Genomic DNA, 26489 nt, shown 5'->3' with positions numbered 1-26489 from the left:
ACACAAAAGGGTATTCCATATGCACTCCTTCGGCCTGTGGAATACCCTTCTCTTTGCAATTGTATACCGTTTATTACATCATGTTTTTCTCTACTTCTTCTTTCATGGAAGAAACGTTAAACTTACGGATATTTTCATCCAGTTCTGCTACTACAGAAGTAATTCTGGCAGTTGCATTCTTACATTCTTCTACCAAAGCTTCAAACTCGTTCATTGCCTCAGATGTATCTCTGGCACTTGTTGTATTTATCTCTGCTGCTGCAGCAAGCGAATCCATTTTCTCTTCAATGGCACTCTTATGTTCATTCAAGCCACCGACTTCTGAATTGATTCCCTGAATAGAAGTGCTGACACTTTCAATTTCATGATTCAAGGCAGTAAAGATTGTCTCTGTCTCGCGAATCTTTGCATTCTGCTGTTCAAATGCTTCTGATACTTTTCCGGTAATGTCTACACTGACATTAGAATTATCAATCAGTTCATTAACAATTTTATTAATCTGCTCTGAAGACTCTCTGGACTGGTCTGCCAAGGTACGGATTTCTTCTGCAACTACGGCAAATCCTTTTCCCTGTTCTCCTGCCCGTGCAGCTTCAATACTTGCATTTAAAGCAAGCAGATTTGTCTGGCTTGCAATTCCTGCAATAATCTCTGTTGCAGTACGAATCTGTAAGGCAGACTGATTGGTTCTGTCTGTCTGGCTCTGCACTTCATCAATAGACTGCCTGTTCTGTCTGCTGATTTCCACCAGCTGCTGCATAATCACCTCTGCTGATTCATTGCAGTCTTTCATTTTTAATGCACTGTCCGAAAGAAGTGTAATATTGCTGGCAATCACTTCAATGGCATTACCGATTTCTGCTACTTTCTGCTGTACATGCTGTGTTTTCTCTGCCTGTGAAACGGTATTATCTGTAATGGAAGCAACTTCACCGCTCACCTGATCCAACGCTTCATTCATAGTGTCAAAGGACTGGCTGAATGTCGTAGACAGTTCGCTTAATTCCCTGCTGGCTCTACGGATTCCGGTTACAATCTGTGCAAAGCTTCTTACCAAATCATTGGCAGAGCCTAACAATTTGCTGATTTCATCATTTTTTTCATTATGTTTTGGTTCTTCTAACTGAAGGCTTCCATCCGCAATCTTATCCATACTTCCAATTACAGCTTTCAGTTTTCCGGCAATTGCTACTGCAAGCCACAGGGAACCTGCCACAAATACCGCTAAAACCACAATTAAAATAATCGTTCCCACACCTGCATTTAATGCTGTATTCTGTACCAGATGCATTATGATAATTCCGGCAAGTCCAACCAGAAGAATCGGGAGTGAAATTACTGCAATTAATCCAAGTGCCAGTTTCTTTCCTATATTACTTTTTTCTGAAGATTTACGTTTTTCTGCCATTACTGCACTTCCTCCTTATAGCTCTTATCTCTTATTCTTATTCTTATGTATTATCTTTTTATCCGGTTATCTTTAAATAAGCTGCGGAAAATGCCGGCATATCGAGACCACCCTGAAATACCGCTTTTTCTCCGGTCAGCAGGTCAACTGCTTCTGCTGCTCCTGCATCAAAGGATGCATGGAAGGGATTCTCTTCCAGATTGATTGCTACAAGAATCCGCTCACCTTCAAAGCTTCTCTCAAATACAATCTGCCGGTTTGTTAAGAATACCTTTCGGTAGCTACCATAGCAAAGTGCTTTTTCCGATTTATGAACCTTCGCCAGTCTGGAAATATAATCGGTAAGTTCATTCCATTCCGGTGCTTCAAAGGAAGGACGGAGTGCTTCATCCCCGCCATTTTCCTTCTTTCCCTCTGCTGCCCATTCACCGCCATAATAGACACATGGAATGCCAGGAATTGCAAACAGCATTGCATATACCAGTGGAAGATGTTCTTTTTCCTTTAAAGTGCTTGCCAGACGGTTCACATCATGGTTATCCAGAAAATTTAATAAATGTTTGCCCTGATACATTCCACAGAAATGCTGCTCCAGGGTATAATTGATTTCAAAGAGGTTGCGGTCATTAAAGCTGGACCACATTCCCTTATATGCCTGATAATTTGTTACACTGTGCAGCATATTCTGTTCATCCAGAAGACGGTTATAATCACCATGAATCATCTCGCCCAGGAGATAAAAATCATCCTTTTTCGAATCTACGAACTGACGTAATCTTCTTACAAAATCCATATCCAGACTGTATGCAACATCCAGACGCAGTCCGTCAATATCAAATTCTTTTATCCATCCCTCTACTGCTGAAAAGATATGCCGGATTACTTCTTCATTCCGCAAATTCAGTTTTACCAGCTCATTATGTCCTTCCCAGCCTTCATAGGAAAGTCCGTCGTTATAATTATTATTCCAGCCAAAATTCACATTTGTGAACCAGTCCTTATATGGAGAATTCTCTCTGTTTTTCAGTAAATCCTGAAATGCAAAGAAGCCTCTTCCCACATGATTAAACACTCCGTCCAACACTACTTTGATATTGTTGTCATGTAATTTTCCACATACTTCTTTAAAGTCCTCATTGGTTCCAAGTCTTACATCTAACTTTGTATAATCCCTGGTATCATAACCGTGACGGTCCGATTCAAAAACCGGACAGAAATATATTGCATCCACTCCAAGCTTTACCATATGCGGAATCCAGTCTTCCACTTTCTTTATCCGATGAGCCAGAACACCATCATTTTCTGTTGGAGCCCCGCAAAATCCCAATGTTGAAATCTGATAAAATACACTGTCATATGACCACATAAAAACTGTTCCTCCTGTCTGTCCATCATGTGCTGTGGTTTTTCCCGCTACTCGCGTAAATAAAAGAGGACGGTTCCTTTTGCGGGAACCATCCTCCTAACTTCTTCCCTCTACCTTCGCCCATGTTGTTTCAATTACGCTTATTATAACATAACTTTATAGCATAAGGGAATTTTTTTCTTGCATTTTTCCTAATTTTTTTTGATTTTTATAACGTTATTTTGTTATTTTTCAACACCGGTAAGCTGATATCCTGCTTTTTCAATCACTTCTGCAAATGCTGCATCCGGAATCTCTTTGTCCATGGTTACTTCAGCACTCTTTGTCTCAAGGCTGACAGCTGCCTGTACTCCTTCCATGGCATTTAATGCTTCTTCCACATGTTTCTTGCAATGTTCACACATCATTCCTTCAATTTTAAGTGTTTCTTTCATTTTATTATCCTCCTTATCATTTTCATTATTATCTGTCACTTTTTCGGTCGTCTGTTCTATCTGACTTCCTGCTGCTTTTTCCGCTATCTGTTCTGCCACATTTCCTGCCGTCTGCTCTAATCGCTGCGGCTTAAAAAGCTTTAACCGGAGAGCATTGCAAACAACACAGACGCTGCTTAAACTCATGGCGGCTGCACCGAACATCGGGTTTAATTTAATATGAAATGCCGGGTATAAAACGCCTGCTGCCAGTGGAATTCCAATACTGTTATAGAAGAATGCCCAGAACAGGTTCTCCTTGATATTGCGGATAACCGCTTTACTTAACCGGATAGCTGTTACGGCATCCATCAGATCATTCCGCATCAGTACCGCATCTGCACTTTCGATTGCCACATCTGTTCCTGCTCCAATGGCAATTCCTACATCAGCTCTTGCCAGTGCCGGTGCATCATTGATTCCGTCTCCAATCATGGCAACCTTATGTCCCTGCTGCTGCAGTTTGGCAATATGCCGTTCCTTATCCTCCGGCAATACTTCTGCAATTACTTTTGGAATTCCAAGCTTCTTACGAATAGCTTCGGCGGTACGTTTATGGTCTCCGGTCAGCATTACTACCTCAATGTGCATCTTACGGAATGCTTCAATAGCATAGCGGCTGGTTTTCTTTTCCACATCTGCTGCTGCAATGATACCCAGAAGGCTGTTGTTTTTCGCAAAGATTAATGGAGTCTTTCCTTCTTCTGCCAGCTTGTCCAGAGTATCTCCAAGGTCATCCAATGACACTCCCTTTTCTTTCATAAAGGCTTCGTTTCCCGCATAATAAGATGCATTTTCGTCTTCTGCCTCAATTCCTCTGCCCAGAATTGTCTTAAAATTCTTCATGGCAAGGGGCATAATCTCCTGCTCCTTCGCATACTGCAGAATTGCCTGTGCCAGTGGATGCCCGCTTCCCTGCTCAACGCCTGCTGCAATTGCCACAAATTCTTTTTCGTTTAATTCTGTGGTTCCAACACTCACATCTGTAACCCTTGGCTTACCTTCTGTTATGGTTCCGGTCTTATCCATAACTACAGTATCGATACTGTGCGCCGTTTCCAGCGCTTCGCCAGACTTAATCAGGATTCCGTTTTCTGCACCTTTTCCGGTTCCTACCATAATAGCTACCGGTGTTGCAAGTCCAAGGGCACACGGACAGGAAATAACCAGCACTGCGATTCCAATAGAAAGTGCAAATTCAAAGGTTGCCCCACTGATGAGCCAGATGATTGCAGCAATTAGGGCAATTGTAATAACCACCGGCACAAATACTCCTGCAATCTTATCTGCCATCTTGGCAATCGGTGCTTTACTGGATCCAGCTTCTTCCACCAGATGAATAATCTGGCTGATGGTGGTATCTTCCCCGACCTTGGATGCACGGATTTTCAAGAAGCCATTCTGGTTAATGGTTGCGGAAATTGCAATATCCCCCACTTCCTTATATACCGGAATGCTCTCCCCGGTAATGGCAGATTCATCGAGGCTTGACTGTCCCTCTTCAATTACTCCGTCCACCGGAACGGTTTCACCGGGACGAACCAGCACCAAATCACCTTTTACCAGTTCCTCTGCCGGAACCGTAACTTCTTTGCCATCTCTTAAGACCTTTGCCTGCTTCGGAGCCAAGTCCATCAGCTTCTCAATAGCTTCACTGGTCTTTCCTTTGGAACGGCTCTCTAAATATTTTCCAACTGTAATCAATGTCAGAATCATTCCTGCAGACTCAAAATAAATATCCATGCTGTACCGGCTTACCAGTGCCATATCCTGATGTCCCAGGCCATAACCAATCCGGAAAATGGCAAATACACCATAGATAACGGAAGCCGATGCCCCAAGTGCAATCAGCGAATCCATATTCGGGCTTCTGTGTACAAAAAGATTCTTAAATCCTACAATAAAATATTTCCGGTTCAGATACATAATCGGAAGCAGCAATAAAAACTGGGAAAAGGAAAATGCCAGTGCATTCTCATCTCCGTGAAATGCAGCCTTGATAAATCCCGGTACCGGAATTCCAAACCATTCATAAAACATATGGTGCATGGAAATATACATCATCGGAATCAGAAAAATAACAGACCAGATCAGACGGATTTTCATCTCATGAATTTCCTGCTCTGCCTTATTTATCTTTTTCCCTTTGCCGGTACGTTTCTCATTTCCGGCATTTGCCAGTGCAGCACCATAACCTGCCTTCTCTACTTCTGATACAATGATATCTTCATTGACCTTATTCTCGTCATAGGACACCTGCATACTGTTGGTCAGCAGATTTACGGATACATTTTCCACTCCGTCAATCTTTGACACACACTTTTCCACACGGGAAGAGCATGCAGAACACGTCATACCTGTGACTTCATAACGTTCCTGTTTCACACTTTTGTCCTCCTCTATTTCATCAGTTTCTGAAGGGTCGCACAAAGCTCATCCACCGCTTCTTCCTTTCCGGCACGGATGTCTTCCACCACACAGGATTTGATATGCTCCGCTAACAACACTTTATTAAAGGAGTTCAGTGCAGAATTAATTGCAGACACCTGCGTTAAAATATCCACACAGTAGCGGTCTTCTTCCAACATTTTCTTTACACCCCGCACCTGTCCTTCAATCCGGTTCAAGCGTTTTAATAAATCCTGATATTCTGCTTCCTGTCTGTGCTTCTTCCGTCCACAGCAGGATGGGCACATCTCTTTTTCTTCTGCCATAGTCAGGCTCCCTTCTATCTTCACATTCCAATACACATTTCCCGATAGTCATATACCCCCTACCGGTATGCTTATATTATACCCCCATAGGGTATTTGTCAATCATTTTTCCATTGAATGTTCCAATTCATATTCAAGCCATCTTCTTCCGCTCTATGATATTATCTTGACTTTTCCTATGATTTATGCTATTTTCATAACGCTAAAACTGGTGTGGATTTTTCTAGTCTGACTACTTTTCGCCACACAATTATCCTTGCGATAATTGTGTGGCGTTTTTTACTTTACAGGAAATTGCTTTCCTGTAAAGTAAAAAACGCTCCGCGAGGATGCACACTTCGGCGTATAAGGTAGATGTCGCAAGCGACCGCCGCAGGCGCGAGAATGTGCCAAGGCACATTCTTTGTTCTTTCTCACACTTTGGATTAGTGAGAAAAAAGAAAAAAAGGAGCAATTATTATGAATGAAGATTTTATGAAAGAAAAACCGATTTTACCACTGCTGACTACCATGGCACTTCCTATGGTTATCTCCATGCTGGTAAATTCTCTTTATAATATTATAGACAGTCTGTTTGTGGCTAAAATCAGTGAAGATGCCATGACTGCCCTTTCCCTGGTCTATCCGGTGCAGAATTTTATCAATGCTGTGGCAATTGGATTTGGTGTCGGAATTAATGCTTTAATTTCTTTTCACCTTGGTGCAAAAGAAGGGGAAAAAGCCAATATTGCTGCAACCCATGGGTTCTTCTTTTCTATTTTGCATGGTGTCATTTTAACGATTGGAAGCATTGCCCTGATTCCTACGTTTTTAAGCCGCTTTACCACCGACAGTAATGTTCTTAAGTCAGGTGTAGAATATGCAAATATTGTATTTGTATTCAGTATCATTATTATGATGAATTTAACCTTTGAAAAAGTCTTTCAGTCTGTCGGCAGAATGAATGTCTCCATGATTGGACTGATGCTAGGCTGTATTGCCAATATCATTTTAGACCCGCTTTTGATTTTCGGAATTGGCATCTTCCCGAAAATGGGAATGCGCGGAGCTGCCCTTGCCACCGGTATCGGACAGCTGCTGACTCTTATTTTTTATCTCTTTGCCTATTTTCTGCGCCCAATCAGTGTACGGATTAGCAGAAAATATCTTATCCTGGATAAACATCTTGATTTGAAATTATATGGTATCGGCATCCCTGCCATCTTAAATCTGGCTCTGCCGTCCTTACTGATCTCATTTTTAAACGGACTCCTTGCCGCATATGACCAGTGTTATGTGGTAGTCGTCGGAATCTATTACAAGCTGCAGACCTTCCTCTACCTTCCTGCCAATGGAATTATCCAGGGGATGCGTCCGCTGGTGGGCTTCAATTACGGTGCCGGTGAAATAAAGCGCGTAAAGAAAATCTATCATCTTACCCTCTGTATGAACGGTGTCATTATGCTTCTTGGTATGATTATCTGCTTTACTGCATCACCTTACCTTATCGGAATGTTTACAGACAATGCCACCACAATTTCCGCGGGAAGCAATGCCCTTCGGATTATCTGCTGTGGTTTCCTGATTTCCACCGTATCCATTACTGCCTCCGGTGCTTTGGAAGGGCTTTCAAAGGGCGGACAGTCCTTAATTATTTCACTGCTCCGTTATATCCTTTTTATCATTCCGATTGCCTTTGTTCTCTGCAAAGCCTTTGGTCCGCAGTATGTGTTCCATGCTTTCTGGATTACGGAAATTCTCACCGCTGCAATTGCTGCCCTGCTGATGAAATCAAGCCTCCGGCTTCCGGGCACACAGGCATAAAATAGCATAGAGAAAGCTGCCAGCAAAATTTTGCTGACAGCTTTCTCTATGCTATTTCTTATACATATATAATTGTTACGCCGGAAAAATTACATTCTCCAGTAAGTATCACACTGTGCACACCATCCGGTACATTCTGATTTTTCTCTTCCACTGCACCAAATGCTGCATGGACTTTATTTATCATTGCCCAGCTCTTTGGAATATAAAGCTCTACTCCGGAAAAGGATGCATCCAGATAAATCGTTGCCTGTGGCTGCTGCATCATCGCATTATCAAAATACACTTTCATACTGCCAAAGCTGCAGTCCAAGGAAGCAGACTGGAAATCATCCGTATTCACATATTTGATGGATGCGCCAAAGGAGGTATCGAAAGAAATCCGGTTACCATCCTCTTCATCTATAATGGTCTCATAGTCCGTATCTTTTTTCTTTTTCCAACATTTTGTGGTATTCTTCTTAAAAATGATACCGAAGCCGATGGATAAAAGCAGTGCCGCTCCAAGTATCGGCCATGGTGTAATCGCCTGTATGCCAAGCTGTTCATCATAAATAATTCCTAGAAATGCCAGTGAAAAAAAGATTCCGGTAAATCGAAGCTTTATCAGGCTGCTTAATAAAATACAACCGAAAAATATTGTTCCGATTACCGTCCAGAAGCCAATGCCTTCCACCAGTCCCAGTTTGCTTACAATCAGGAATACCGCTCCAAAAATCAGAAACAGTCCCCAGAAGATTCTCTCTTTTTTCATTTTCTTATCCTCTTTTCTTCCAGTTTACATTTTAATGGTTTGTAGTAATATCTTGATACATATACCTGTTTATGGCTTCCCATAAATTCCACCACACTTGATGCCGTAAGATTTCTTGTAATGGAGTAAATCCGGTTGGTATTTAAAATTGTGGATTTGGAAACCCTCATAAAATGTCCCGGCAACAGTTCTTCCAGCTCATACAGTTTATATCTGGTCTGATACATCTTATCTGTTGTATGCACCCATACCTCTTTGGTCTCTGTCTCAAAAAACAGGATTTCATCCAAAGACAGATAGTATTCCGTATCTTCCTTATAACAGATTAACTGCTGTTTTCCGGTAAGCACCTGTGACACGGCTTCCTGTATTTTCCTTACATTTTCATCTAAGGATCTGCAGCGAATCAGCACTTCATCCTCTATTAAGTTTTCGTCTAATTCAATCCGTATCTTCATTGTCGTTCCTTCCTATGTCACTCATTATACACAAACACATTTTTCTGTAAATGCCTTTGGAATAAGTGGTAAGAAATACGAACCAAGCGGTAATTATTTCCGTTCTTTTTCTTCTTTCAGCCGCTTCTCAATTGCTTCTACCACCGTACGAAGCACTTTAATTCTGGCATAATACTTGCAGTCTGCCTCTACTAAAATCCATGGTGCATAAGTGGTAGAGGTACGAATCAGCATTTCATCCACTGCCTTTTCATAAGCACCCCATTTCTCACGGTTGCGCCAGTCCTCATCGGTAATCTTCCACTGCTTTGCCGGGTTTTCCATACGCTCCTTAAAACGACGCTCCTGCTCATCCTTATCAATGTGCATCCAGAATTTTAAAACAATGGTTCCATGATGCGCCAGCTGCTCTTCCATTTCGTTCATCTCATGGTAAGCACGCTTCCATTCTTCTTCCTGACAGAAGCCTTCGATTCTCTCAACCATAACGCGGCCATACCAGGAACGGTCAAATATTGCTACATGACCATCCTTTGGAAACTGTTTCCAGAAACGCCACAGATAATGATGTGTTTTCTCCGCATCATTGGGTGCTGCCACCGGATTTACCTGATAGCCCCTTGGATCCAATGCCTGGGTCAGCCGTTTAATGGCTCCGCCTTTTCCACCAGCATCCCAGCCTTCAAATGCCAGCACCACCGGAATCCGGTATTTATAAAGTTCATTATGAAGCTCGGAAAGTCTTGCCTGAAGACGTGCAAGTTCTTTTTTATACTCTTCTTTTTCCATCTTCTTTGAAAGGTCGACTCCAGCCAGTACGGAACTCTTAAGCACCTGTTCCTTTTGTGCTGTAGTCTCTGCTTCCTGTAAAGCATTCTTTTCCTGCTTTATTTCCTGCGCTTTCTGCTGCGCCTTTGCTTTCTCCTGCTCCCTCTTCTCCTGTTCGGCTTTCTTATCTGCGATTGCCTGTTCCAATACAGAAACTACGATTTCCGTCATTTTTGCTGCCGCATATTCCCGGTCGGTACATTCTAAAATATGCCACGGTGCATATTCAGAATCCGTCTTTTCCAGCATTTCTTCATTCATGGCAAGGTATTCTTCATAATGCTTATTCCTTGCCAAATCGTCCTTTGTTACCCGCCACGCAGTCTTCTTATCTTCCAGAAGCTTATCAAAACGCTTCTTCTGCTCCTTCTTTGACACATCTGCAAACAATTTGATAATTACCATGCCATCATCCGTTAATTGCTTTTCAAAGGAGCAGATTTCTCCAAACGCATAATCAAGCTGCTCCTTTGTGGTCACACCGTCAAAGCGGTCCACCAACACTCTCCGGTACCAGCTTCTGTCAAAAATTGCAATTCTTCCCTGTGATGGAATCTTCGTCCAGAAACGCCACAGGAACGGATGCATTTTTTCTTCCTTTGTCTCCACTGCAGTAGCGTACACCGAAAATCCCCTCGGGTCTAAAGGCTCAATGATTTTATTAATCAATGTTCCTTTTCCTGCTGCACCAAATCCCTCAAATACAATCATAACCGGAATCTTCTGTTCCTTACAGGCTCTCTGCAGATAAGAAAGTTTCGGCTGCAAATCGTCCATCCACTCCTTATATTCCTTTTTCCCCATCTTCCGGTTTAAATCTACCTTCTCTAACATCGCATATCCTCCTTCGCTTATAACTCCACAATACGTTGCATTTTTATATATAGAAATAGTATAATATTTTTCTTGAAGAATATCCAGTCTAATGGGTATAATGAAACAAATATGTGATTGCGAAAAGAAATTATTATTTCAAAAGACTGTATTCGAAGAATGTTGGCTTTAATATGAAATACCGCAGTTCTAAGCTGCATATTTTTCTTTTTGTGATAGAAAGCAGTCTTTCCAATGTTTGACAAGATGCCGGTACTGTCCGCCGGAGTACGGATGCCTTTTAATGGCTGTTAGGGGCACTTGGAATTTCGTCCGGCACCCGGCAACGCTGGCACAGGGACGTGCCAGCGAGGCACATATGAACATGGATGTGAATTTGTGCCGGTTGCCGGACCTGACAAAATATGTCTCGAAATTCTTAGTGCCCCTTGCAGTTATTATGTGGCATCCGCACCTGGCGGACAGTGACGGCATCCGGTCAAAGCAACGGAAAGACAGTTTACCATTAAGAAAAATATGCAGCTAAGAATTGCTGGCATTTCACATCACATAAGCCACCAATTCTTCGAATACAGATCTTTTTCAAATAAAACACCGCTTTTTCGCAATCACCGATATGTATCAATAAAAAGGAGACTCACTATGAAATTTATTTCTTGGAATGTAAATGGCTTACGTGCCTGTGTCAATAAAGGATTTTTAGATTTCTTCCATGAAATCAATGCAGATGCATTCTGTATTCAGGAGACTAAACTGCAGGAAGGACAGATTGACCTTTCCCTTCCGGGCTATTACCAGTACTGGAATTATGCGAAGAAAAAAGGCTATTCCGGCACTGCCATCTTTACCAAAAAGGAACCTCTTTCTGTAAACTATGGCATTGGCATCCCGGAGCATGATGAAGAAGGACGTGTTATCACATTAGAATATGAAAACTACTATCTCATCACCTGCTACACGCCAAACTCCCAGAGCGAACTGGCAAGGCTTTCCTACCGTATGGAATGGGAAGATGCTTTTTTACAGTATTTAAAGGGATTAGAAGAAAAGAAACCGGTTATTTTCTGCGGTGACCTGAATGTTGCCCACAAAGAAATTGATTTGAAGAATCCGAAAACCAACCGTAAAAATGCCGGATTTACAGATGAAGAACGGGAAAAATTCTCTGTTCTTTTAGAGAATGGTTTTATCGACACCTTCCGTTATTTCTACCCGGAACAGGAAGGCATCTACTCCTGGTGGTCCTACCGTTTCCACGCAAGGGAAAAGAATGCCGGATGGCGTATTGATTATTTTCTGGTTTCCCAGTCCTTAAAAGAGAAGTTAAAGGGAGCTGCCATTCATACGGAAGTTCCTGGTTCCGACCATTGTCCGGTAGAACTGGAGATAGACTGCTAAACTTAAAATGAGTAAAAAGCTTTCCTTCCATCAGCTTTTTACTCATTCTTTTATTTCTACAGATACTTCTTTTCAAAGTCCTCTGCACGCATTGGCTTACCATAATAATAACCCTGAATATACTGCACCTTCATGCTGCGGAGCTTCTCCACCTGTTCCGTTTCCTCTACCCCCTCTACACAAATCCGTACTCCGATGGTCTCTGCCAGTTCTGATACCATCTTTACAAAGGCCTCTGCATACTCATCTTTTCCAATGTCAATGATAAAGCAGCGGTCTATCTTGATAATGTCAATCGGCAGCTCACGGATATGGTTCAAGGAAGAATAACCTGTTCCAAAATCGTCCAGTGCAACCTTTACTCCAAGGCTCTTGATATCCGAAAGAATCCTCTTCATACGCTTCATATCGTTAATTGCAAGGCTCTCTGTTACTTCAAGGGTAAGGTTTGCCGGATCCATCTTTGTCTCTTCCAACACTTCCCTGACTTTTTCTTTCATATCATTCTGCAATAGCTGTACCACCGAAAGATTTACATTGACATGATACTCCGGATGTCCCATGTCATTCCAGTATTTACAACGGTGGCAGGCTTCTTTCAATGCAAAGCTTCCGATTGGATTGATAAGTCCTAAATATTCTGCCAGTGGAATAAATTCAGACGGGGAAATCATCCCCATTGCCTCGGAATTCCAGCGGATAAGTGCCTCTGCTCCACTACATGGATCTCCCGGTCTGGAAATATCCACAATCGGCTGATAATACACCTCAAATTCCTGGCAGGAATTTGTAGTGGCATAACGCATATTCTTCTCTAAATCAAGCCGCTTAAAGGATGTTGCTTCTACATTCTCATCATAGAATTCTATACGGTTTTTACCGCCTTTTTTTGCTTCGTATAAAGCAATATCTGCTTTTTTGATTAATTCCTGTACATTGTCTCCGTCATCCGGGAAACATACCACCCCCATACTCATGGTACAGTAGTAATCTCCACCTTTTAAGAACCACGGCTTGGAGAAAATATTCCTAATCTCTGTTAAAATCTCATCCAGACGCTGATATTCTTCCTGATTAACAATGATGATAAACTCATCACCACCCATGCGGTAGCAGGTAGAATCCAGTCCGGTCACTCCCTGCAGGCTTCTTGAAATCGTCTGCAGCAGAATATCCCCATACTGATGTCCCAGACCATCATTAATATGCTTAAAGTCATCCAGGTCAATATAGCAGAGTGCTCCCTTGCCACCCTGTTCCCTGGCTCTCTGGATATAGATTTCCACATCATGCTCACAACGCATTCTGTTATAAAGTCCCGTCAGGAAATCATTATTCGCCTGGCGTTCAATCTTCTGCTGATAAAGCTTTTTATCCGTCACATCATAAACCGTCAGCAGCATAACCCTTCTGCCATCCACCCAGTTAATCTGGGTATGATAAATGTCAAAATACCGGTTATCCTCTTTGGAATAATATTCTACAAAATTACCATTTCCATAACGCTTATTACCGGAACGGAAAATCTCATCCTGCTGCTTTTCAAACCGGCCATCTGCAAATAACCTGTGAAACTGCTGGTTCGTATAAAGAATCTTCTCCGAAAGCATATCCCTTACACAGATTCCACAGCCTACATTTTCAAGGATTGCCTCTAAGGATGCATAAGAACTTGCCAGCGAATTCTTTGTAATCCGCTTAATCAAAATACTCTGCACAATCTGTTTTACTTCATTTAAAAATTTAATATCGGAAACATCCCAGATACGGCGTTTCCGCAGTTCAAAGAAGCATAAATACATGGCAGCTTCCCCGTTAATCTCTACCGGCAGGCTGATTGCCGCCTGAATATTCCATTTTTCAAAAAACTGTGCAAATGCGGGCGGCAGTATGGAATCTGCTGAAATCATATAAGGCTTGCCATTGGTAAAAGGAAATTCTGATGTGGAAATGCCCTGGCATTTTGCAATCAATGCATCCTCTTCCTCCAGACAGCATTCACTTATCATATCCGCAGTCTCGCCATCCCGGTTAATACGGAGCAATGCTGCATTACTGATTTTCAGATAATTGCATACATCTGTCAGAATTTCGTCTGCAATTTTGGAAAAGCCATTTTCACTCTCCAGCATTTTCACGATAGAAGTCATGACCTCTGTACGCTGTAATTCTGTCTTAATCTGCTCCTGGCTTTCCCTGTTTTTGGCAAATGCTTCCTGTGCCAGAAGCTCATCCAACTTTGTAGCAAAATACTGTTTGGATATATAGGTTAAAAAATCAAGTGAATTGTAATACTGCTTTGTCGTAGTCTTCTGGATATTCTCCGGAATCTCCTGTTCTGGTGCGGCTATATCAGAAAGCACACCAATGACAATCCAGATTGCTGCAATCTTACCGCCTACACGGATTGCAACACCGTTCATTTTCAAATAATCCTCTTCCAATGGTTCTTCCACTACATCTTCCATCTCAGAGGTAATCAGTCTGTTCAGCAGCACAATATGGCGTGCCATACCGACTTTTTCATGAATATAATTCAGTTCTTCCTTGGAACCATATGCCTTGGTCACAACCCCCTGCATCTGGCTTAAGCATACACAATATAAATTATTACAGGCACAGAAACGGTCCTGTAATCCCTGAAGCACTCTTCCGTCGAGTAATTCCGCTCCAAACATTAACTCATTACTCCCCTGCATGTCCAACTTCTGCTTCATTTTTGTTACCCCTTTTTACCGACTATAAATAAATAAAAACCTTCTTTTTCCCGTATACAGAACTCGTCTAATAGACGATATTCCATATGTCTCCGCAGCTGTTTCTTTACAAAGCCGCCCTCATTGGAATATAAAATCATATGACCACCATTTTTCAGGAATTTTCCTGCACAATCAAAGAACTGACTGTAAAAGGCATCCTGTTCTTCTCTTGTTTTCTTCCCTCTCAATGGCATATTGGAAATGATTTCATCAAAAAGGTATTTATGTGTAAAATCAAAAAATCACGATTAATATAATTAATCTGCCTTCCTGCCGCTTTGGCATTCTCTCTTGCCTTTATCACAGCCTCTCCAAAAATATCCAGTCCGTACATATCTCCCGCCGGCACCAGAAGGTCACGTTCTATTAACATGGTACCAACTCCGCAGCACGGATCTAATACCTGTGCACCCTTTTTCAGATAAGGTTCTGCCAGCTTCATAAATAATGCTGCATTTGCCGGATGAATGGATGCTGCAACTGCTTCCTTCCGGTAAGAAAATCTCCGCATTGGAATCGTAAATAATTTACAGGATGGATATAATGTGCCATCCGTATTCTTTGTAAGCCGCAATTCTATTTCATAGCCATCTACCGTATTTAACAGCTGATGTCCGGTTAAATCTTCTAATGCTGCTGCCGCTTTCCGGATAAAGCTGCCTTTTTCTTCCGGAGCAATGCCCCTTACTTCCATGCGGAAGCGAAATGGTGGATTGCCCTCATGCAGCCTGTTTAATAACTCCATAAGATTTGATTTTACATATGCCTCTGCTACCGCTTCCGGTTCTGCAGCAATCCGGTGTCCCCCGGACAACAGCAACAGCATCTCCCGGAAAGTACGAATCTTTATCACATCCCTAAGATGTGTCGTCTTTACTTTTACACCTGCCGGAACCAGCACCGGACGATCTTTTTTTATCTGTTCTGCCGTAATCTCACGATATGCAGGATTGGTTGTCAGAAGCACTTCTACCTCTTCTTCATATCCAGTAAAACGATGCTTCTTATTCTGGTTCAGCCCACCTAACAATTTATCCAGAGCATGCAGTTCTTCCGTTCTGTGCTTCTTTTCGCTTTCTGCCGGAACTTCTGCTAACAATTCCTTGTAACGCTTCCCGAATGCGTCCTGATAAATCTCTATATCAAGTCCATTCATTGCAGTAAGATAAGAACTTTTCACAAAGCGTGTATTCTCCCTCTGGTATGCCTCAAACAGTGCTTTTGCCGCCCCTGATTCATTTGTCTCACCCAGAATAAGTGCTGCATTTTTCCGGATTTTAGCATCTTCGGAACTCAAAAAAGCATACAAAACCGGATGCGTTGCATGGTATTCTTTCCATTCCTTCAATGCATCCTGATTTTTTATGCTTTTCTTTAATTCTATCAGATTTTCACGTATATTCGTCTCTTCGGTCAGTGCCTTACAAATCTCTTCTAACATGTTTTTCCTTCTTACAACCAGTGGACTTTTCGTCTCTCCACTATCAATGATTTAATATTACTTGAAATCAGAAGATTTGGCAAGACTTACTCCTTGTCATTTTTTAGATTTTCCGGGGCAACTCCATTCTTTTCTATATAATCTGCCACATCCAACTTAAACTGTTTCCAGGCATCCTCATGTTCCACATAATATTTCGGACAGTTTTTTCCGGTTACGTCATAATGACGGATGACATCATCCATGGTCAGATCATATCTGCCACAAAGCCATGCCACCAGATGCACTAATGTCTGGTAGGTGGCATCGTTGAATCTTCCGGTATCGTCCGGGATACAGCATTCGATGGAAATAGTATCACTGTTCCTGTCATTGGATGCATAGGAAATTTCTTTGCATGGGATGCATTGAATCAGTTCACCATCCAGTCCGATGACAAAATGACTGCTGGCATGTGTTTCATGGCTGTCCTTTAAGCCTTCAAAATAATCACGGTTCTGCTGTGCTGTGGTTCCCGGATTTGCAGTATAATGCACCACAATGCCATTTACCTGATCAATTGCAAGTCCCGGTCTGGAATAATCATTTATCGTAAGAAGCTGCACATCATAATCCGGCGGATTTTCTACCACTTTGGTAACGGCTGCCGGCACATCTGCTGCTGCCAAATGTTTTCCCCTTATCCAGCGGAGCAATTTCCCACCTAATACAAATATGAAAATTACTACAAGAACAATTCCTAAAAGCAGCAGCATTCTCTGAATCCGCACCTGCTGCTGTCTTCTTCTGCGCCGGTATTCTGCTGCTGTATGTGGTTTCTCATATGTATATTTTTTTCTTCCTGTTTTTCTCTTTCCTCTTCCGGTCTGTCTCATTTATTTTTATCTGCTCCTATATGCGTTATCTGTTATTTCAATCCTTATCATCATACACCAAATGTTCCTTACATTTTATTAACAAAAACTTAATTTTCTTTTATGGTAATTTTACACAATTTTTTCACATCTTTTTTGTTGACATTTACCAAAGGTAAGTATATAATACTAAATGAACAAAGAGGTTTGTTCAGATAATAAATTGCATAAGGAGGGATTTGTATGTTCTTAGAGCAGGATGCAGTGCTGGGTCTTTCCAGGTTCGTAGCAAAATACGAAGCATATGTAAGAGAGATGAAAGCACAGAAGAAAGAACCTGTTACCATGTTAGCTTATCTGGTAGAAATGGTTCAGTAGACCAGTTGACCAAACGGCGCTTCATAGCCGCCGCTTTCCGTCACTGGTCTTTTTTGTTCTTTTTTTCTCACTCTTTTGGAAATAACAAAACACAAATGGAATGCTGATGATTGCAGTCAGCCCATCTGACAATGCCTGCGCAATCTCCACTCCCGCCAGTCCGATCCATTCCGGTAGAAGGAAAATCAACGGAAGAAATACAATTCCCTGACGGCACGCTGATAGAAATGCCGCCTTCCCCTGCTGCCCGATTCCCTGAAACAGCATATTACTTAAAATTCCTATGGGAATCAATGGAAATACAATGCACTGGCTCCGAAATGCACAGCTGCTGATTGCGGTTACTGCTTCTTCCTTTAAAAAGAATCTCATCAGCACCGGTGCAAAAAGAAATCCTGCTGCTCCGATTCCTGCCGCTGCTATGGTGCTGCTCCATAAAGTGAAAATAAATGCCTGCTTTAACTTTTTTTTATTTTCAGCTCCAAACTGATACCCTGCCACCGGCTGAAAACCCTGACCATATCCGATAAAAAGGCTGAAAAATACCATAAATAACCGTCCGTCTACAGACATTGCTGCTACTGCCGCATCTCCATATCCTACCGCCTGCCGGTTTAACAATACGGCTGCCACGCTGGCAAATCCCTGCCTGCAAAGCGACGGCAGACCATTTTTTATAATGATTCCATAGTCCTTTATTTTGAAGAAATTTTTACTTTGTTTCTTTCCATTGAGTTTCATTCTGCCATGCCAGAAACAACCGCCCAGTACCATTGCTGCCACTGCCTGTCCGATAAATGCCGCTAATGCAGCTCCTTTTACTCCAAGATTTAAGACAAACAGAAACACCGGTGTCAGTATAATATCAAGAATTCCACCGGTTACCATTCCTGCCATGGATGCTTTTGCCCTGCCTTGTGCCCGAAGAAGCGTACCAAGCACCAGTGTCTCTATAGTAAATGGTGCCGACAGCAATACAAATACGGCATATTCTCTTGCATTTGGAAGCAGCTCTGTTGTTGCACCGGAAAGTTTCAGCAAAGGTGTTAAAAAAATCAGACCTGCGCCCAGACTTATAAGCCCAAGCAGCAGCCCTGACATAATTGCTGAATTTGCAATCTGCTCTGCCTGCTCTTTTTCTTTCTTTCCAAGAAGCCTTGAAACAAGGCTTCCCGCTCCCATGCCAACGGTATAGCCCACTGCCTGTATCCATGCCACCAGTGCAAATGTAATTCCGACCGCGCCGGTTGCCCTGCTGCCAAGTCTCGTTACAAAGAAGGTATCTACGATACTATAAGCAGAAATTACCAGCATGCTAAGTACCGTAGGTGCAGCCAGTGACAAAATCACACGATGCACCGGTTCTGTTTCCATCCTCTGTTCCAGGCTCTTATTCTCCATGAGTGCCCTCACTGTCTGATGGAACATATTTATATCCGACTCCGTGCACCGTTATGATATAACGCGGCCGTCTGGGATTCTTTTCAATTTTCTTCCGGATACTCTTAATATAGGAATCTATTGTTCTGTCATAGCCATCAAAGGCATCCTCTAACGCATAAGTAATCAACTGGTTTCTGCTATATACGGTGGGGAGATTTCACCATGGTATATAAAATTTTATATTCATTAGGTGTCAGATGAATCTTTTTCCTGCCTCTTCTGATACAATGATTGTCTACTTCTAAGATGCAGGCCGTTCCAATTTCAATCTGACTTCCTGCCCGCCTGTCTTCTTCGTATACAATGCGGTAGCCCTCTTCTAAAAGCTGCTGGCAGAGTTCCTGGGGCATCCTTCCTTCTGACTCCTGAATGATAATGGTTCCCTTTGTTCCCATATATCTTCTATCCTTCCTGCTACAATCTTTTCTACTAATTTATACTCTTTTCTATTGTAGTCAGTATCTCCACGGATAAAATTTTTTATTCTCTTTATACAATTCTTCGGATAGAAAGAATCGTCCGGTAGCCTGCATTTGATACTTTAATTCCGGTCTTTGCTGAACTTGCATGCACAATCTGTCCGCTTCCGATATAGATTCCGATATGACCGGAATACCAGATTAAATCTCCCGGCTGTGCTTCTGCCAAAGATGCCACTGCACTTCCGCAGGCTCCCTGCTCACCGGAAGTTCTTGGCAGATTAATTCCAAAATTCCTATATACACTCTGCACAAAGCCGGAACAATCCGCCCCATTTGTAAGACTGGTTCCACCATATACATATGGATTTCCTACAAACTGCAATCCATAATCTGCAATCTGCCTGCCTAAACCGGCATCAGATGCAGACGCCGCTGTTCCGCTGTTTCCGGATGCAGCATTTCCAGATGTTGAAGCTTTAGATGTTGCATTCCCTGCTGTTGTATGATTGGTGCTCTGCTTCGCTGCTGCCTTCTTTTGTGCTGCTGCCTGCTGCTCTGCCTCTTTTCTTCTTTCTTCCGCTTCCTGTGCTGCTCTTCTTGCCGCTTCTTCTCTTGCTAACCGTTCTATCTCTTCCTGAATGGATTCTGCATGGGGATATTCCGTATAGGTTTCTACATAATCTGCTGCCACATAGCCCTCCCCTTCCTCTGCATCAACCTTTAACCAGCCATCCAGCGTCTCTGTTACCGTTAGTATATCGCCCTCCGGTACCAGTCCTAATACGGCAGCCTCTGTGGATGCTTCCGTACGCACTTTTAAAGTTGTTGTAGTTACCCGGGCAAGCTGTGTGCCAATTTCTTCCGCCAGTGTTCTTGCTTCTTCTCCCACGCAGATATATTCTGCACTGACAAAGCCGCTGACTGAACCGGAAGTAATATAATACCAGCCCTCTTCTGCCGCCTCTATCACACCTACCGTATTACGGTAAAGTTTTCCAAGCACTTCTCCTTCTGTAGACGGTTCTTTTCGAATATTCACATAATTCGGTGCGATTGCAACCGCAAGTTCCGGCTGGTCTGCTGCCGGCATTTCCCCTTCTGCACTTCCAAGTGAAAGTTCTGCCACATCATTTATTTCTGCTTCACCTTCTGCCAGTTCACCAGCTCCTGTCTGTATCTGCTGCAGTGCATACTGCTCAGATAAAATGCGCTGCTCATTCAGTGCCCGGATTACGCCTGCACCGGATGCAGCTGGTGTCTCCATGGCATTGACATTGGTCCATAATGAAGTTGTAGTTGTCAGGATTGCGGCTGCAAACCATAATTTTTTTACTGTTTTGTATTTCATATCTGTCTCCTTACCTATGTAATCATCAGGTATTGCAGAAGAGATATTTTATTTTTAATAAATGAATGAAATAGCCGGGCAGTCCGGCAAATGCAAAGACCGCATCATGTCTGCAAGAGGCACTAAGAATTTCGGATTGTATTCTTTTTATCCGGCAAACGGTGCAAATTCACATCCATGTTCATCTGCGCCTCGCCGGTACTTCCATGTACCGGCGTTGCCTGTTCCCATACGAAATTCCAAGTGCCCCTAACAGCCATGAAAATGCCTTCGCACTTTGCTGGCCTGCCTGGCTATTGTTCATTTTCTAAAATAAATTCAAATAATTTTCTCTTCTCGCAATTTCCTATGTAATCATTCGCAAGTTGTTACGAACTTGTTACATCTTATTACATAGATATGGAGATAGTGTGGAGATGGAAGGATTACCTTCGTCAAATACAATTTAGTCAAGTACGATTGACTAAATCATACTTGACTAATTTTCATCACACGGAAATACAATTCCGGCATCCGCTCTTGCCCGGGTCAGTATCCGGCTGACCGCAAGGCTGTGGTCGAGCATTTCGTAGCAGGTTTCAGTGTCCTTTGATGCTATCTCATTTACAAAGGAAACAAACTCTGCATACATCCGGTGTGCATCTCCATTTCCATCATAGGATACCTCTCTTCCATCCCGGTAATGGATGGTCACTGCGCCGCAGATATTACACGGGCTGTTCTGGGCAATGTAGCCTTCGCTTCCTTCAATGCGATATTCCGGCTGTCCCTGACAGTCCTTTGCGCCTATTGCAACTGCCTGAAAGCCGGGATAAGATAAAATTGCAACACCGCTGGTGTCAATTCCTTTTTCCGTGTTTGCGGTATAATGCACAGACTGCGGTTCTCCAAACAAGCCTTCTAAATACTGGATATTATATAAGTTTAAATCCATCAAAGCTCCACCTGCCTGCTTTGCATCAAAAACAGGAATGTTTTCTCCATTCTGGAAACGGTCATACTTTCTGGAATACTGACTGAAATTGCAGACTGCCATTTTAATTTTGCCAATCGTCGGTAACTGCTCTTTGATAAACTGATAGTTCGACTGATACCGTGTGGTAATAGCTTCAAATAAAAATACTCCCTGCTTCTTTGCAAGGGCACAAAGCTCCTCTGCCTGTCTTTCATTGGCTGTCATGGGTTTTTCTACAATAACATGTTTTCCACGAAGAACTGCTTCTTTTGCCATTTCAAAATGTAAAAGATTTGGCACAGCAATATAGACCGTATCAATTTCCGAATCCAGAAGCTTTTCATAATCACTTACTGCAAGCTTCATCTGATACTGTTCTTTTAGTTTTTCTGCTTTTGCTTCACTGCGCTTTGTTCCACAAATTCCATAGCAGGAAAGCCCTTTTACCTGCTGCAATACCGGAAGTACTTCTTCTACGATAGTTCCTGTTCCTACGATTCCAAGCTTCATTTCTTTTCTTCCTTTCCACGGATATACGGGTCTCTGTAATAGGATATGACAAGCTGGATACACATCAGGCACCAGATAACCGGCTCACAGATAATTACACCAAAATATTTCAAGATTGGGATAAACAATAGAACAAATGCAATTTTTCCTACCAGCTCTATCATGCTTGAAACCAGTGGCACTACCTTTTTACCAAGTCCCTGTAACACATTTCGAAGTACCAGCAGAATTCCAAGAACCGAATAAAACGGTGTATTCCAGCGGATATATCTGGCACCATTTTCAAGAACTACACTTTCGGATGAGCCGGAGAGCAATGCAATCAGGGAAGGTGCGGCAAATGCAACAATAACGGTAATAAATACTGCCCAGCCAACAGACAGTATCATGGCATACCGTACTACCTTAAGGATACGGTCACGCTGGTCTGCTCCCCGGTTCTGGGATACAAAGGTTGCTGTTGCCATTGCCAGTGGCATTAATGGCAACGAACAAAAACTGTTTAATTTTCGTGCTGCTGTATGTCCCGCAATAATCAGATAACCCAGCTGATTGATAGCATATTGCAGGATTACTGTTCCTGCAGATACAATAGCTAACATAAAGCCCATGGAAAGCCCCTGGCCTGTCAGTTCCAGGTAAAGTGGTCCATCTACTTTAAAATGCTCCCGTGCCGGTATTAAAATCTTACATTTTTTCATAATATAAATGGCACATAATACTGCAGAAATTCCCTGTGCTACCACCGTTGCCACTGCTGCACCGCGGATTCCCATCTGAAACTGTGTAATAAAAAGAACATCCAGTACAATATTGATAACGGACGAAATAATCAGAAATGCCAGCGGCATAAAACTGTTTCCAATTGCACGAAGCAATCCGGACAACAGATTATATGCAAACATTACTCCAACACAGATTGTTACAATATAAATATAAGAATAGGATTCCTCAATGATTTCTGATGGTGTATGTAACAAGACCAGAAGCGGACGAAGTCCAATCTGTGCAATCAGCATTACACCAACCGTCACCGCTGCTCCAATTACCAAAGAGCCTGCAACTGCACGCTTTAACAAGTCTTTATCTCCTACACCAAAGCTTCTTGCCACTACCATGCTAAGTCCATTTCCAAACCCCAGTGCAAATCCTACCAGCAGTTCATAAACCGCTGCACATGCACCGATTGCTGCCAGTGATTCATCACCCAGAAAATGGCCTACTATCATGGTATCTGCCGCATTATAGAGCTGCTGAAATAAATTGGAAATAATAAGTGGAATTGCAAATAAAATCAAAGATTTTAAAATATTACCCTCTAATAAATCTGTTTTTGTATGCATCCTTTTAACCTCATCCTTTTCATATCCTTATTTCAACTCCTGCAATACATCATCATATACCTTCTGAAAAGGAAGTCCTCTCTCTCTGCATACCTCCCGGATGGATTCATACTCCGGAGTAATACGCACTTCTCCTTCACCCTCACATATTTTAACCGCCACCTCACCATAGGAGGTCTGCCGCTTTTCTATCCTTCTTGGCAGAATCGTCCGCACCATTTCTACATAGCGGATTCCAATGGTTGTTGTCTCACGAAATATAATTGCTTCTAATTTTTCCCGGTCTTCTTTCCTGCAGATTACTGTCAACTGATATGCCGGGCGGTTTTTCTTCATATAGACCGGTATATAATGGACATCTCTTGCGCCATTTTCCAGTAAAAGCTCCATGGCATAGCCCAGTGCTTCCCCGGTACAGTCATCGATATTACATTCCAGTTTTAAAATAGAATCACTTTCATAGACCGGTTCTTCTGTTTCCAGCAGCAATGCCCGGAGCAGTCCCGGCCGCTTATAGTCCCGCTTTCCGGCGCCCAGTCCGTTTCCCACAATCCGGTAACATTCCGGCAGCTCTCCTGACGTACAGATAGCCGCTGCAATTGCAGCCCCTGTCGGAGTCACATATTCTCCCGCTTCACCTATTTTTCCAAGCGGGATTCCATATTCCATCACTATGTTAGTCACTGCCGGAACCGGAACCGGCAGGATTCCATGCTGACAGCGCACCGTTCCTTCCCCTTCCCACAGGGCAGGTATAATGACCTCATCTACTCCAAGATTATCAACACAAACTGCCGCTGCAATAATATCTACGATTGAATCCAAGGCTCCCACTTCATGAAAATGTACTTCTTCCACCGGAACACCATGGGCTTTTGCTTCCGCTTCTGCTAAAATCCTAAATATTTTCTTAGCAAGTGTCCTGGCACTATCAAGCATATTCGTGCCATCGATTATGGAATAAATTTCCGTCAGACCGCGGTGTTCGTGATGATGATGTTCCCCATGGGTGTATGATTCTTCCGTATGGGAATGCTCTCCATAGGTATGTGATTCTTCCGAATGGAAATGCCCTCCATGTGCGTGCGATTCTTCCGAATGGAAATGCCCTCCATGTGCGTGCGATTCTTCCTTCCCATATAAATACTTCATATCATGATCATGATTCTCATGGGCGGCATCTAAGATGACCTTAAAATCACATGCCGACAGGGCCGCCTTTTGTACTCTGCTGATTGCAATCCCAAAGCCGGATACCGGAATGCTCCTAAAACAGTTTCTAAGACTTCTCTGTCTGCTCCTGCATCCAGTAAAGCCGCCACTACCATATCACCACTGATTCCGGTATGGCAGTCCAGATATAAACTACGCTTCTTCATCATGCACCCCCAGTCTGTTTATCTGTGTTGCAAGACAGCCTGCACCATAACCATTATCAATATTTACCACTGCAACACCATTGGCACAGGAATTAATCATGGTAAGCAATGCAGAAATGCCTCCCATATTCGCTCCATAGCCTACGGAGGTTGGTACACCGATTACCGGCCTGCTTACCAGTCCGCCTAAAACACTTGCCAGTGCTCCTTCCATGCCAGCCACTGCAACAACACAGTTGGCTTTCTGGATTACCTCAAGCCTTGAAAGGAGACGGTGAATTCCACTGACTCCCACATCATAAATACGTTCCACATTGGCTCCGAAAAACTCTGCCGTCTGCGCAGCCTCTTCTGCCACTGCAATATCTGCCGTTCCAGCCGTACATACTGCTATCAGTCCACTGCGTTTTTTATCCTTTTTTTCAATTTTTAATATACGAGAAACAGGGTCATAGGTAACCTGCGGTAATTCCTTGTGCAACAGCTCATACTGTGCCAAAGACGCCCTGGTTCCCATGACCTCGCCTTCATCCTTGTATATTCTCTGAAAGATTTCAAGAAGAAACTCATCCCGTTTTCCCTGACAGAATACCACTTCTGCAAAACCGGAACGCACTTTCCGATGGCTGTCTATCTTTGCATAGCCCATCTCTTCAAATGGTTCCCTTTTAAAAAACTGCTCCGCTTCTTCTACGGTCATCTTTCCGCTTTTCACCTGTTCTAATACTTCATGCGCTTCCATTCTGACATCCTTCCAATCTTTTCCCCCTGCCGGACTTTCGTCTCGACTCCTTTATTGGAATTATACACAATATCTGCGTCCAGTTCTACCCTGTCTTTTTCCAGGCACAAAATTACCGTAGAACCGCCAAATTCAAATTTACCTTTTTCTTCTCCACGGTGCACCGGGCAGTTTTCTTTCTCATTACAGATTCTGCCTACCATAAGTGCACCCACTTCCATCATTAAAATATTGCCAAAATGCTGACTTTTCAGCACAGAAAATTCTCTGGTATTTTCCTTATAAATCGGATATATTTCTCCCGCCAGCGGATTTACCGTATGAAAAACACCCGGAATCCTATAGATGTACCCCATTCTGCCATCATCCACAAAGCTGTAATGATGATAATCATCTACCGTCAGACGGAAAATACAAAGGGTTCCGCCCTCATAATGATGGGCGATTTTCCTGCTGCGGAAAAGACTCTCCATGGTATATTCCGTATCCTTGACGCGGACTTTTCCCTCTGCTGTAATGGGATATATACTGAGCCTGCTGTCGCAGGGTGCACAGAAATTCTCCTTAACACGGTCAAATTTCCGGTGTCCCGGCTTGACTTTCCTGGTGAAAAAATCATTATAGGAACGGTATTCCCGTTCCTCATAATCTGTCATATCTATATGATTCTTTTTTATAAATGGTGCAATTGCAGCCTTTGATACCGGCTGGTTCAAAAGGAATCCACCTGCTTTGGAAACAAAAGGTTTCACCAGAATTCCAAGTAAAATTCTTCCGGCAGCCGTCTCATACAATGCCTTTAACACTCTGCCCTGTGCTGCATTCTCACCAATTTCATTTCCATTCCGATCTACACAACGCATCCTCGTTTCCTCCTCA

General features: G+C 42.8%; 24 protein-coding genes and 1 pseudogene. 4 read left to right on the top strand and 21 right to left on the bottom strand.

Going from position 1 to position 26489, the window contains the following annotated elements:
- Nucleotides 1–73 precede the first annotated feature (73 nt).
- The 4 genes from DW059_RS05230 to DW059_RS05215 all read right to left on the bottom strand — a co-directional run bounded on the left by DW059_RS05230 (nucleotide 74) and on the right by DW059_RS05215 (nucleotide 5961).
- On the bottom strand, nucleotides 74–1408 hold the full coding sequence (locus DW059_RS05230) for a methyl-accepting chemotaxis protein (RefSeq protein ID WP_117698063.1): 1335 nt from the start codon (nucleotides 1406–1408) through the stop codon (nucleotides 74–76).
- A gap of 58 nt (nucleotides 1409–1466) precedes the next feature.
- Complete coding sequence (locus tag DW059_RS05225) at nucleotides 1467–2774, bottom strand: alpha-amylase family glycosyl hydrolase (RefSeq protein WP_117698062.1); 1308 nt, start codon at nucleotides 2772–2774, stop codon at nucleotides 1467–1469.
- Nucleotides 2775–2998: 224 nt separating this feature from the next.
- Entirely contained in the window at nucleotides 2999–5632 is a 2634-nt protein-coding gene (locus DW059_RS05220) for a heavy metal translocating P-type ATPase (RefSeq protein ID WP_117698061.1), read from the bottom strand.
- A gap of 14 nt (nucleotides 5633–5646) precedes the next feature.
- Nucleotides 5647–5961 carry a metal-sensing transcriptional repressor gene (locus DW059_RS05215; RefSeq protein WP_117698060.1) on the bottom strand — a complete coding sequence of 105 codons (315 nt, stop codon included), beginning with the start codon at nucleotides 5959–5961 and terminating at the stop codon, nucleotides 5647–5649.
- 459 nt (nucleotides 5962–6420) lie between these two features.
- On the opposite strand from DW059_RS05215, the gene DW059_RS05210 reads away from it, so the two are divergent.
- Nucleotides 6421–7764, top strand: a complete 1344-nt coding sequence (locus tag DW059_RS05210; protein WP_117698059.1) for an MATE family efflux transporter — start codon at nucleotides 6421–6423, stop codon at nucleotides 7762–7764.
- 58 nt (nucleotides 7765–7822) lie between these two features.
- Here DW059_RS05210 and DW059_RS05205 read toward each other — a convergent pair whose 3' ends face one another.
- The 3 genes from DW059_RS05205 to DW059_RS05195 form a co-directional block, all read right to left on the bottom strand.
- On the bottom strand, nucleotides 7823–8518 hold the full coding sequence (locus DW059_RS05205; protein WP_117698058.1) for a LiaF transmembrane domain-containing protein: 696 nt from the start codon (nucleotides 8516–8518) through the stop codon (nucleotides 7823–7825).
- Nucleotides 8515–8976, bottom strand: a complete 462-nt coding sequence (locus tag DW059_RS05200; protein ID WP_117698057.1) for a LytTR family DNA-binding domain-containing protein — start codon at nucleotides 8974–8976, stop codon at nucleotides 8515–8517. Before DW059_RS05200 ends, DW059_RS05205 begins: the two co-directional genes overlap by 4 nt.
- Nucleotides 8977–9069: 93 nt before the next feature.
- Nucleotides 9070–10638, bottom strand: coding sequence for a phosphate--AMP phosphotransferase (locus DW059_RS05195; RefSeq protein ID WP_117698056.1), 1569 nt, complete (start codon nucleotides 10636–10638; stop codon nucleotides 9070–9072).
- 283 nt (nucleotides 10639–10921) lie between these two features.
- On the opposite strand from DW059_RS05195, the gene DW059_RS05190 reads away from it, so the two are divergent.
- Both DW059_RS05190 and DW059_RS05185 read left to right on the top strand, forming a co-directional pair.
- The gene (locus DW059_RS05190) at nucleotides 10922–11164 is read left to right on the top strand and encodes a hypothetical protein (RefSeq protein ID WP_117698055.1); all 243 of its coding nucleotides are present in this window, start codon (nucleotides 10922–10924) and stop codon (nucleotides 11162–11164) included.
- 116 nt (nucleotides 11165–11280) lie between these two features.
- The gene (locus DW059_RS05185) at nucleotides 11281–12036 is read left to right on the top strand and encodes an exodeoxyribonuclease III (RefSeq protein ID WP_117698054.1); all 756 of its coding nucleotides are present in this window, start codon (nucleotides 11281–11283) and stop codon (nucleotides 12034–12036) included.
- Nucleotides 12037–12092: 56 nt separating this feature from the next.
- Here DW059_RS05185 and DW059_RS05180 read toward each other — a convergent pair whose 3' ends face one another.
- From DW059_RS05180 to DW059_RS05165, 4 genes are all read right to left on the bottom strand, one after another.
- The gene (locus DW059_RS05180) at nucleotides 12093–14753 is read right to left on the bottom strand and encodes a sensor domain-containing phosphodiesterase (RefSeq protein WP_117698053.1); all 2661 of its coding nucleotides are present in this window, start codon (nucleotides 14751–14753) and stop codon (nucleotides 12093–12095) included.
- Nucleotides 14754–14758: 5 nt separating this feature from the next.
- Complete coding sequence (locus DW059_RS05175) at nucleotides 14759–14989, bottom strand: hypothetical protein (RefSeq protein WP_117698052.1); 231 nt, start codon at nucleotides 14987–14989, stop codon at nucleotides 14759–14761.
- Nucleotides 14980–16236: an RNA methyltransferase gene (locus DW059_RS05170; protein ID WP_117698051.1), complete on the bottom strand. Its 1257-nt coding sequence runs from the start codon at nucleotides 16234–16236 to the stop codon at nucleotides 14980–14982. Before DW059_RS05170 ends, DW059_RS05175 begins: the two co-directional genes overlap by 10 nt.
- Before the next feature lie 86 nt (nucleotides 16237–16322).
- Nucleotides 16323–17111 carry a peptidoglycan recognition protein family protein gene (locus DW059_RS05165; protein ID WP_117698050.1) on the bottom strand — a complete coding sequence of 263 codons (789 nt, stop codon included), beginning with the start codon at nucleotides 17109–17111 and terminating at the stop codon, nucleotides 16323–16325.
- A 222-nt stretch (nucleotides 17112–17333) separates the two neighbouring features.
- Here DW059_RS05165 and DW059_RS16715 point away from each other — a divergent pair, with 222 nt between their 5' ends.
- Complete coding sequence (locus DW059_RS16715; protein WP_022244007.1) at nucleotides 17334–17468, top strand: hypothetical protein; 135 nt, start codon at nucleotides 17334–17336, stop codon at nucleotides 17466–17468.
- 21 nt (nucleotides 17469–17489) lie between these two features.
- On the opposite strand, the gene DW059_RS05160 is transcribed toward DW059_RS16715, so the two are convergent.
- The 10 genes and pseudogenes from DW059_RS05160 to DW059_RS05125 form a co-directional block, all read right to left on the bottom strand.
- Entirely contained in the window at nucleotides 17490–18869 is a 1380-nt protein-coding gene (locus tag DW059_RS05160; RefSeq protein ID WP_158552037.1) for an MATE family efflux transporter, read from the bottom strand.
- Nucleotides 18859–19038 (bottom strand): winged helix-turn-helix domain-containing protein, encoded by a 180-nt coding sequence (locus tag DW059_RS16400; RefSeq protein ID WP_242986123.1) that lies wholly within the window; start codon nucleotides 19036–19038, stop codon nucleotides 18859–18861. Before DW059_RS16400 ends, DW059_RS05160 begins: the two co-directional genes overlap by 11 nt.
- A gap of 10 nt (nucleotides 19039–19048) precedes the next feature.
- A complete protein-coding gene (locus DW059_RS16395; RefSeq protein WP_242986121.1) occupies nucleotides 19049–19306 on the bottom strand; it encodes a hypothetical protein in 258 nt (85 codons plus the stop codon).
- A 94-nt stretch (nucleotides 19307–19400) separates the two neighbouring features.
- Nucleotides 19401–20681 carry a C40 family peptidase gene (locus DW059_RS05150; protein WP_117698048.1) on the bottom strand — a complete coding sequence of 427 codons (1281 nt, stop codon included), beginning with the start codon at nucleotides 20679–20681 and terminating at the stop codon, nucleotides 19401–19403.
- 122 nt (nucleotides 20682–20803) lie between these two features.
- Complete coding sequence (locus tag DW059_RS15865) at nucleotides 20804–20941, bottom strand: hypothetical protein (protein WP_158552034.1); 138 nt, start codon at nucleotides 20939–20941, stop codon at nucleotides 20804–20806.
- A gap of 218 nt (nucleotides 20942–21159) precedes the next feature.
- Nucleotides 21160–22146 (bottom strand): Gfo/Idh/MocA family protein, encoded by a 987-nt coding sequence (locus DW059_RS05145; protein WP_117698047.1) that lies wholly within the window; start codon nucleotides 22144–22146, stop codon nucleotides 21160–21162.
- Nucleotides 22143–23489 (bottom strand): MATE family efflux transporter, encoded by a 1347-nt coding sequence (locus DW059_RS05140; protein WP_117698046.1) that lies wholly within the window; start codon nucleotides 23487–23489, stop codon nucleotides 22143–22145. Before DW059_RS05140 ends, DW059_RS05145 begins: the two co-directional genes overlap by 4 nt.
- A 27-nt stretch (nucleotides 23490–23516) precedes the next feature.
- Nucleotides 23517–24817, bottom strand: a pseudogene (gene larC / locus DW059_RS05135) (nickel pincer cofactor biosynthesis protein LarC).
- A 37-nt stretch (nucleotides 24818–24854) separates the two neighbouring features.
- A complete protein-coding gene (larB, locus tag DW059_RS05130) occupies nucleotides 24855–25610 on the bottom strand; it encodes a nickel pincer cofactor biosynthesis protein LarB (protein WP_117698045.1) in 756 nt (251 codons plus the stop codon).
- The gene (locus tag DW059_RS05125; RefSeq protein ID WP_117698097.1) at nucleotides 25589–26473 is read right to left on the bottom strand and encodes a phosphatidylserine decarboxylase; all 885 of its coding nucleotides are present in this window, start codon (nucleotides 26471–26473) and stop codon (nucleotides 25589–25591) included. Before DW059_RS05125 ends, larB begins: the two co-directional genes overlap by 22 nt.
- Nucleotides 26474–26489 lie beyond the last annotated feature (16 nt).

Source organism: Roseburia sp. AF42-8, assembly GCF_003435965.1.
GTDB lineage: Bacteria > Bacillota > Clostridia > Lachnospirales > Lachnospiraceae > Roseburia_C > Roseburia_C amylophila.
The sequence above is the reverse complement of the archived record's forward strand: the minus strand, read 5'-3'. Positions and strand labels throughout refer to the sequence as shown.

Coding starts and splice junctions, on each gene's coding strand:
- DW059_RS05230 (WP_117698063.1), bottom strand. CDS start 1,408: ATGGCAGAAAAACGTAAATCTTCAGAAAAAAGTAATATAGGAAAGAAA.
- DW059_RS05225 (WP_117698062.1), bottom strand. CDS start 2,774: ATGTGGTCATATGACAGTGTATTTTATCAGATTTCAACATTGGGATTT.
- DW059_RS05215 (WP_117698060.1), bottom strand. CDS start 5,961: ATGGCAGAAGAAAAAGAGATGTGCCCATCCTGCTGTGGACGGAAGAAG.
- DW059_RS05210 (WP_117698059.1), top strand. CDS start 6,421: ATGAATGAAGATTTTATGAAAGAAAAACCGATTTTACCACTGCTGACT.
- DW059_RS05205 (WP_117698058.1), bottom strand. CDS start 8,518: ATGAAAAAAGAGAGAATCTTCTGGGGACTGTTTCTGATTTTTGGAGCG.
- DW059_RS05200 (WP_117698057.1), bottom strand. CDS start 8,976: ATGAAGATACGGATTGAATTAGACGAAAACTTAATAGAGGATGAAGTG.
- DW059_RS05195 (WP_117698056.1), bottom strand. CDS start 10,638: ATGTTAGAGAAGGTAGATTTAAACCGGAAGATGGGGAAAAAGGAATAT.
- DW059_RS05190 (WP_117698055.1), top strand. CDS start 10,922: ATGGCTGTTAGGGGCACTTGGAATTTCGTCCGGCACCCGGCAACGCTG.
- DW059_RS05185 (WP_117698054.1), top strand. CDS start 11,281: ATGAAATTTATTTCTTGGAATGTAAATGGCTTACGTGCCTGTGTCAAT.
- DW059_RS05180 (WP_117698053.1), bottom strand. CDS start 14,753: ATGAAGCAGAAGTTGGACATGCAGGGGAGTAATGAGTTAATGTTTGGA.
- DW059_RS05175 (WP_117698052.1), bottom strand. CDS start 14,989: ATGCCATTGAGAGGGAAGAAAACAAGAGAAGAACAGGATGCCTTTTAC.
- DW059_RS05170 (WP_117698051.1), bottom strand. CDS start 16,236: ATGTTAGAAGAGATTTGTAAGGCACTGACCGAAGAGACGAATATACGT.
- DW059_RS05165 (WP_117698050.1), bottom strand. CDS start 17,111: ATGAGACAGACCGGAAGAGGAAAGAGAAAAACAGGAAGAAAAAAATAT.
- DW059_RS16715 (WP_022244007.1), top strand. CDS start 17,334: ATGTTCTTAGAGCAGGATGCAGTGCTGGGTCTTTCCAGGTTCGTAGCA.
- DW059_RS05160 (WP_158552037.1), bottom strand. CDS start 18,869: ATGGAGAATAAGAGCCTGGAACAGAGGATGGAAACAGAACCGGTGCAT.
- DW059_RS16395 (WP_242986121.1), bottom strand. CDS start 19,306: ATGGGAACAAAGGGAACCATTATCATTCAGGAGTCAGAAGGAAGGATG.
- DW059_RS05150 (WP_117698048.1), bottom strand. CDS start 20,681: ATGAAATACAAAACAGTAAAAAAATTATGGTTTGCAGCCGCAATCCTG.
- DW059_RS15865 (WP_158552034.1), bottom strand. CDS start 20,941: ATGGCTGTTAGGGGCACTTGGAATTTCGTATGGGAACAGGCAACGCCG.
- DW059_RS05145 (WP_117698047.1), bottom strand. CDS start 22,146: ATGAAGCTTGGAATCGTAGGAACAGGAACTATCGTAGAAGAAGTACTT.
- DW059_RS05140 (WP_117698046.1), bottom strand. CDS start 23,489: ATGCATACAAAAACAGATTTATTAGAGGGTAATATTTTAAAATCTTTG.
- larB (WP_117698045.1), bottom strand. CDS start 25,610: ATGGAAGCGCATGAAGTATTAGAACAGGTGAAAAGCGGAAAGATGACC.
- DW059_RS05125 (WP_117698097.1), bottom strand. CDS start 26,473: ATGCGTTGTGTAGATCGGAATGGAAATGAAATTGGTGAGAATGCAGCA.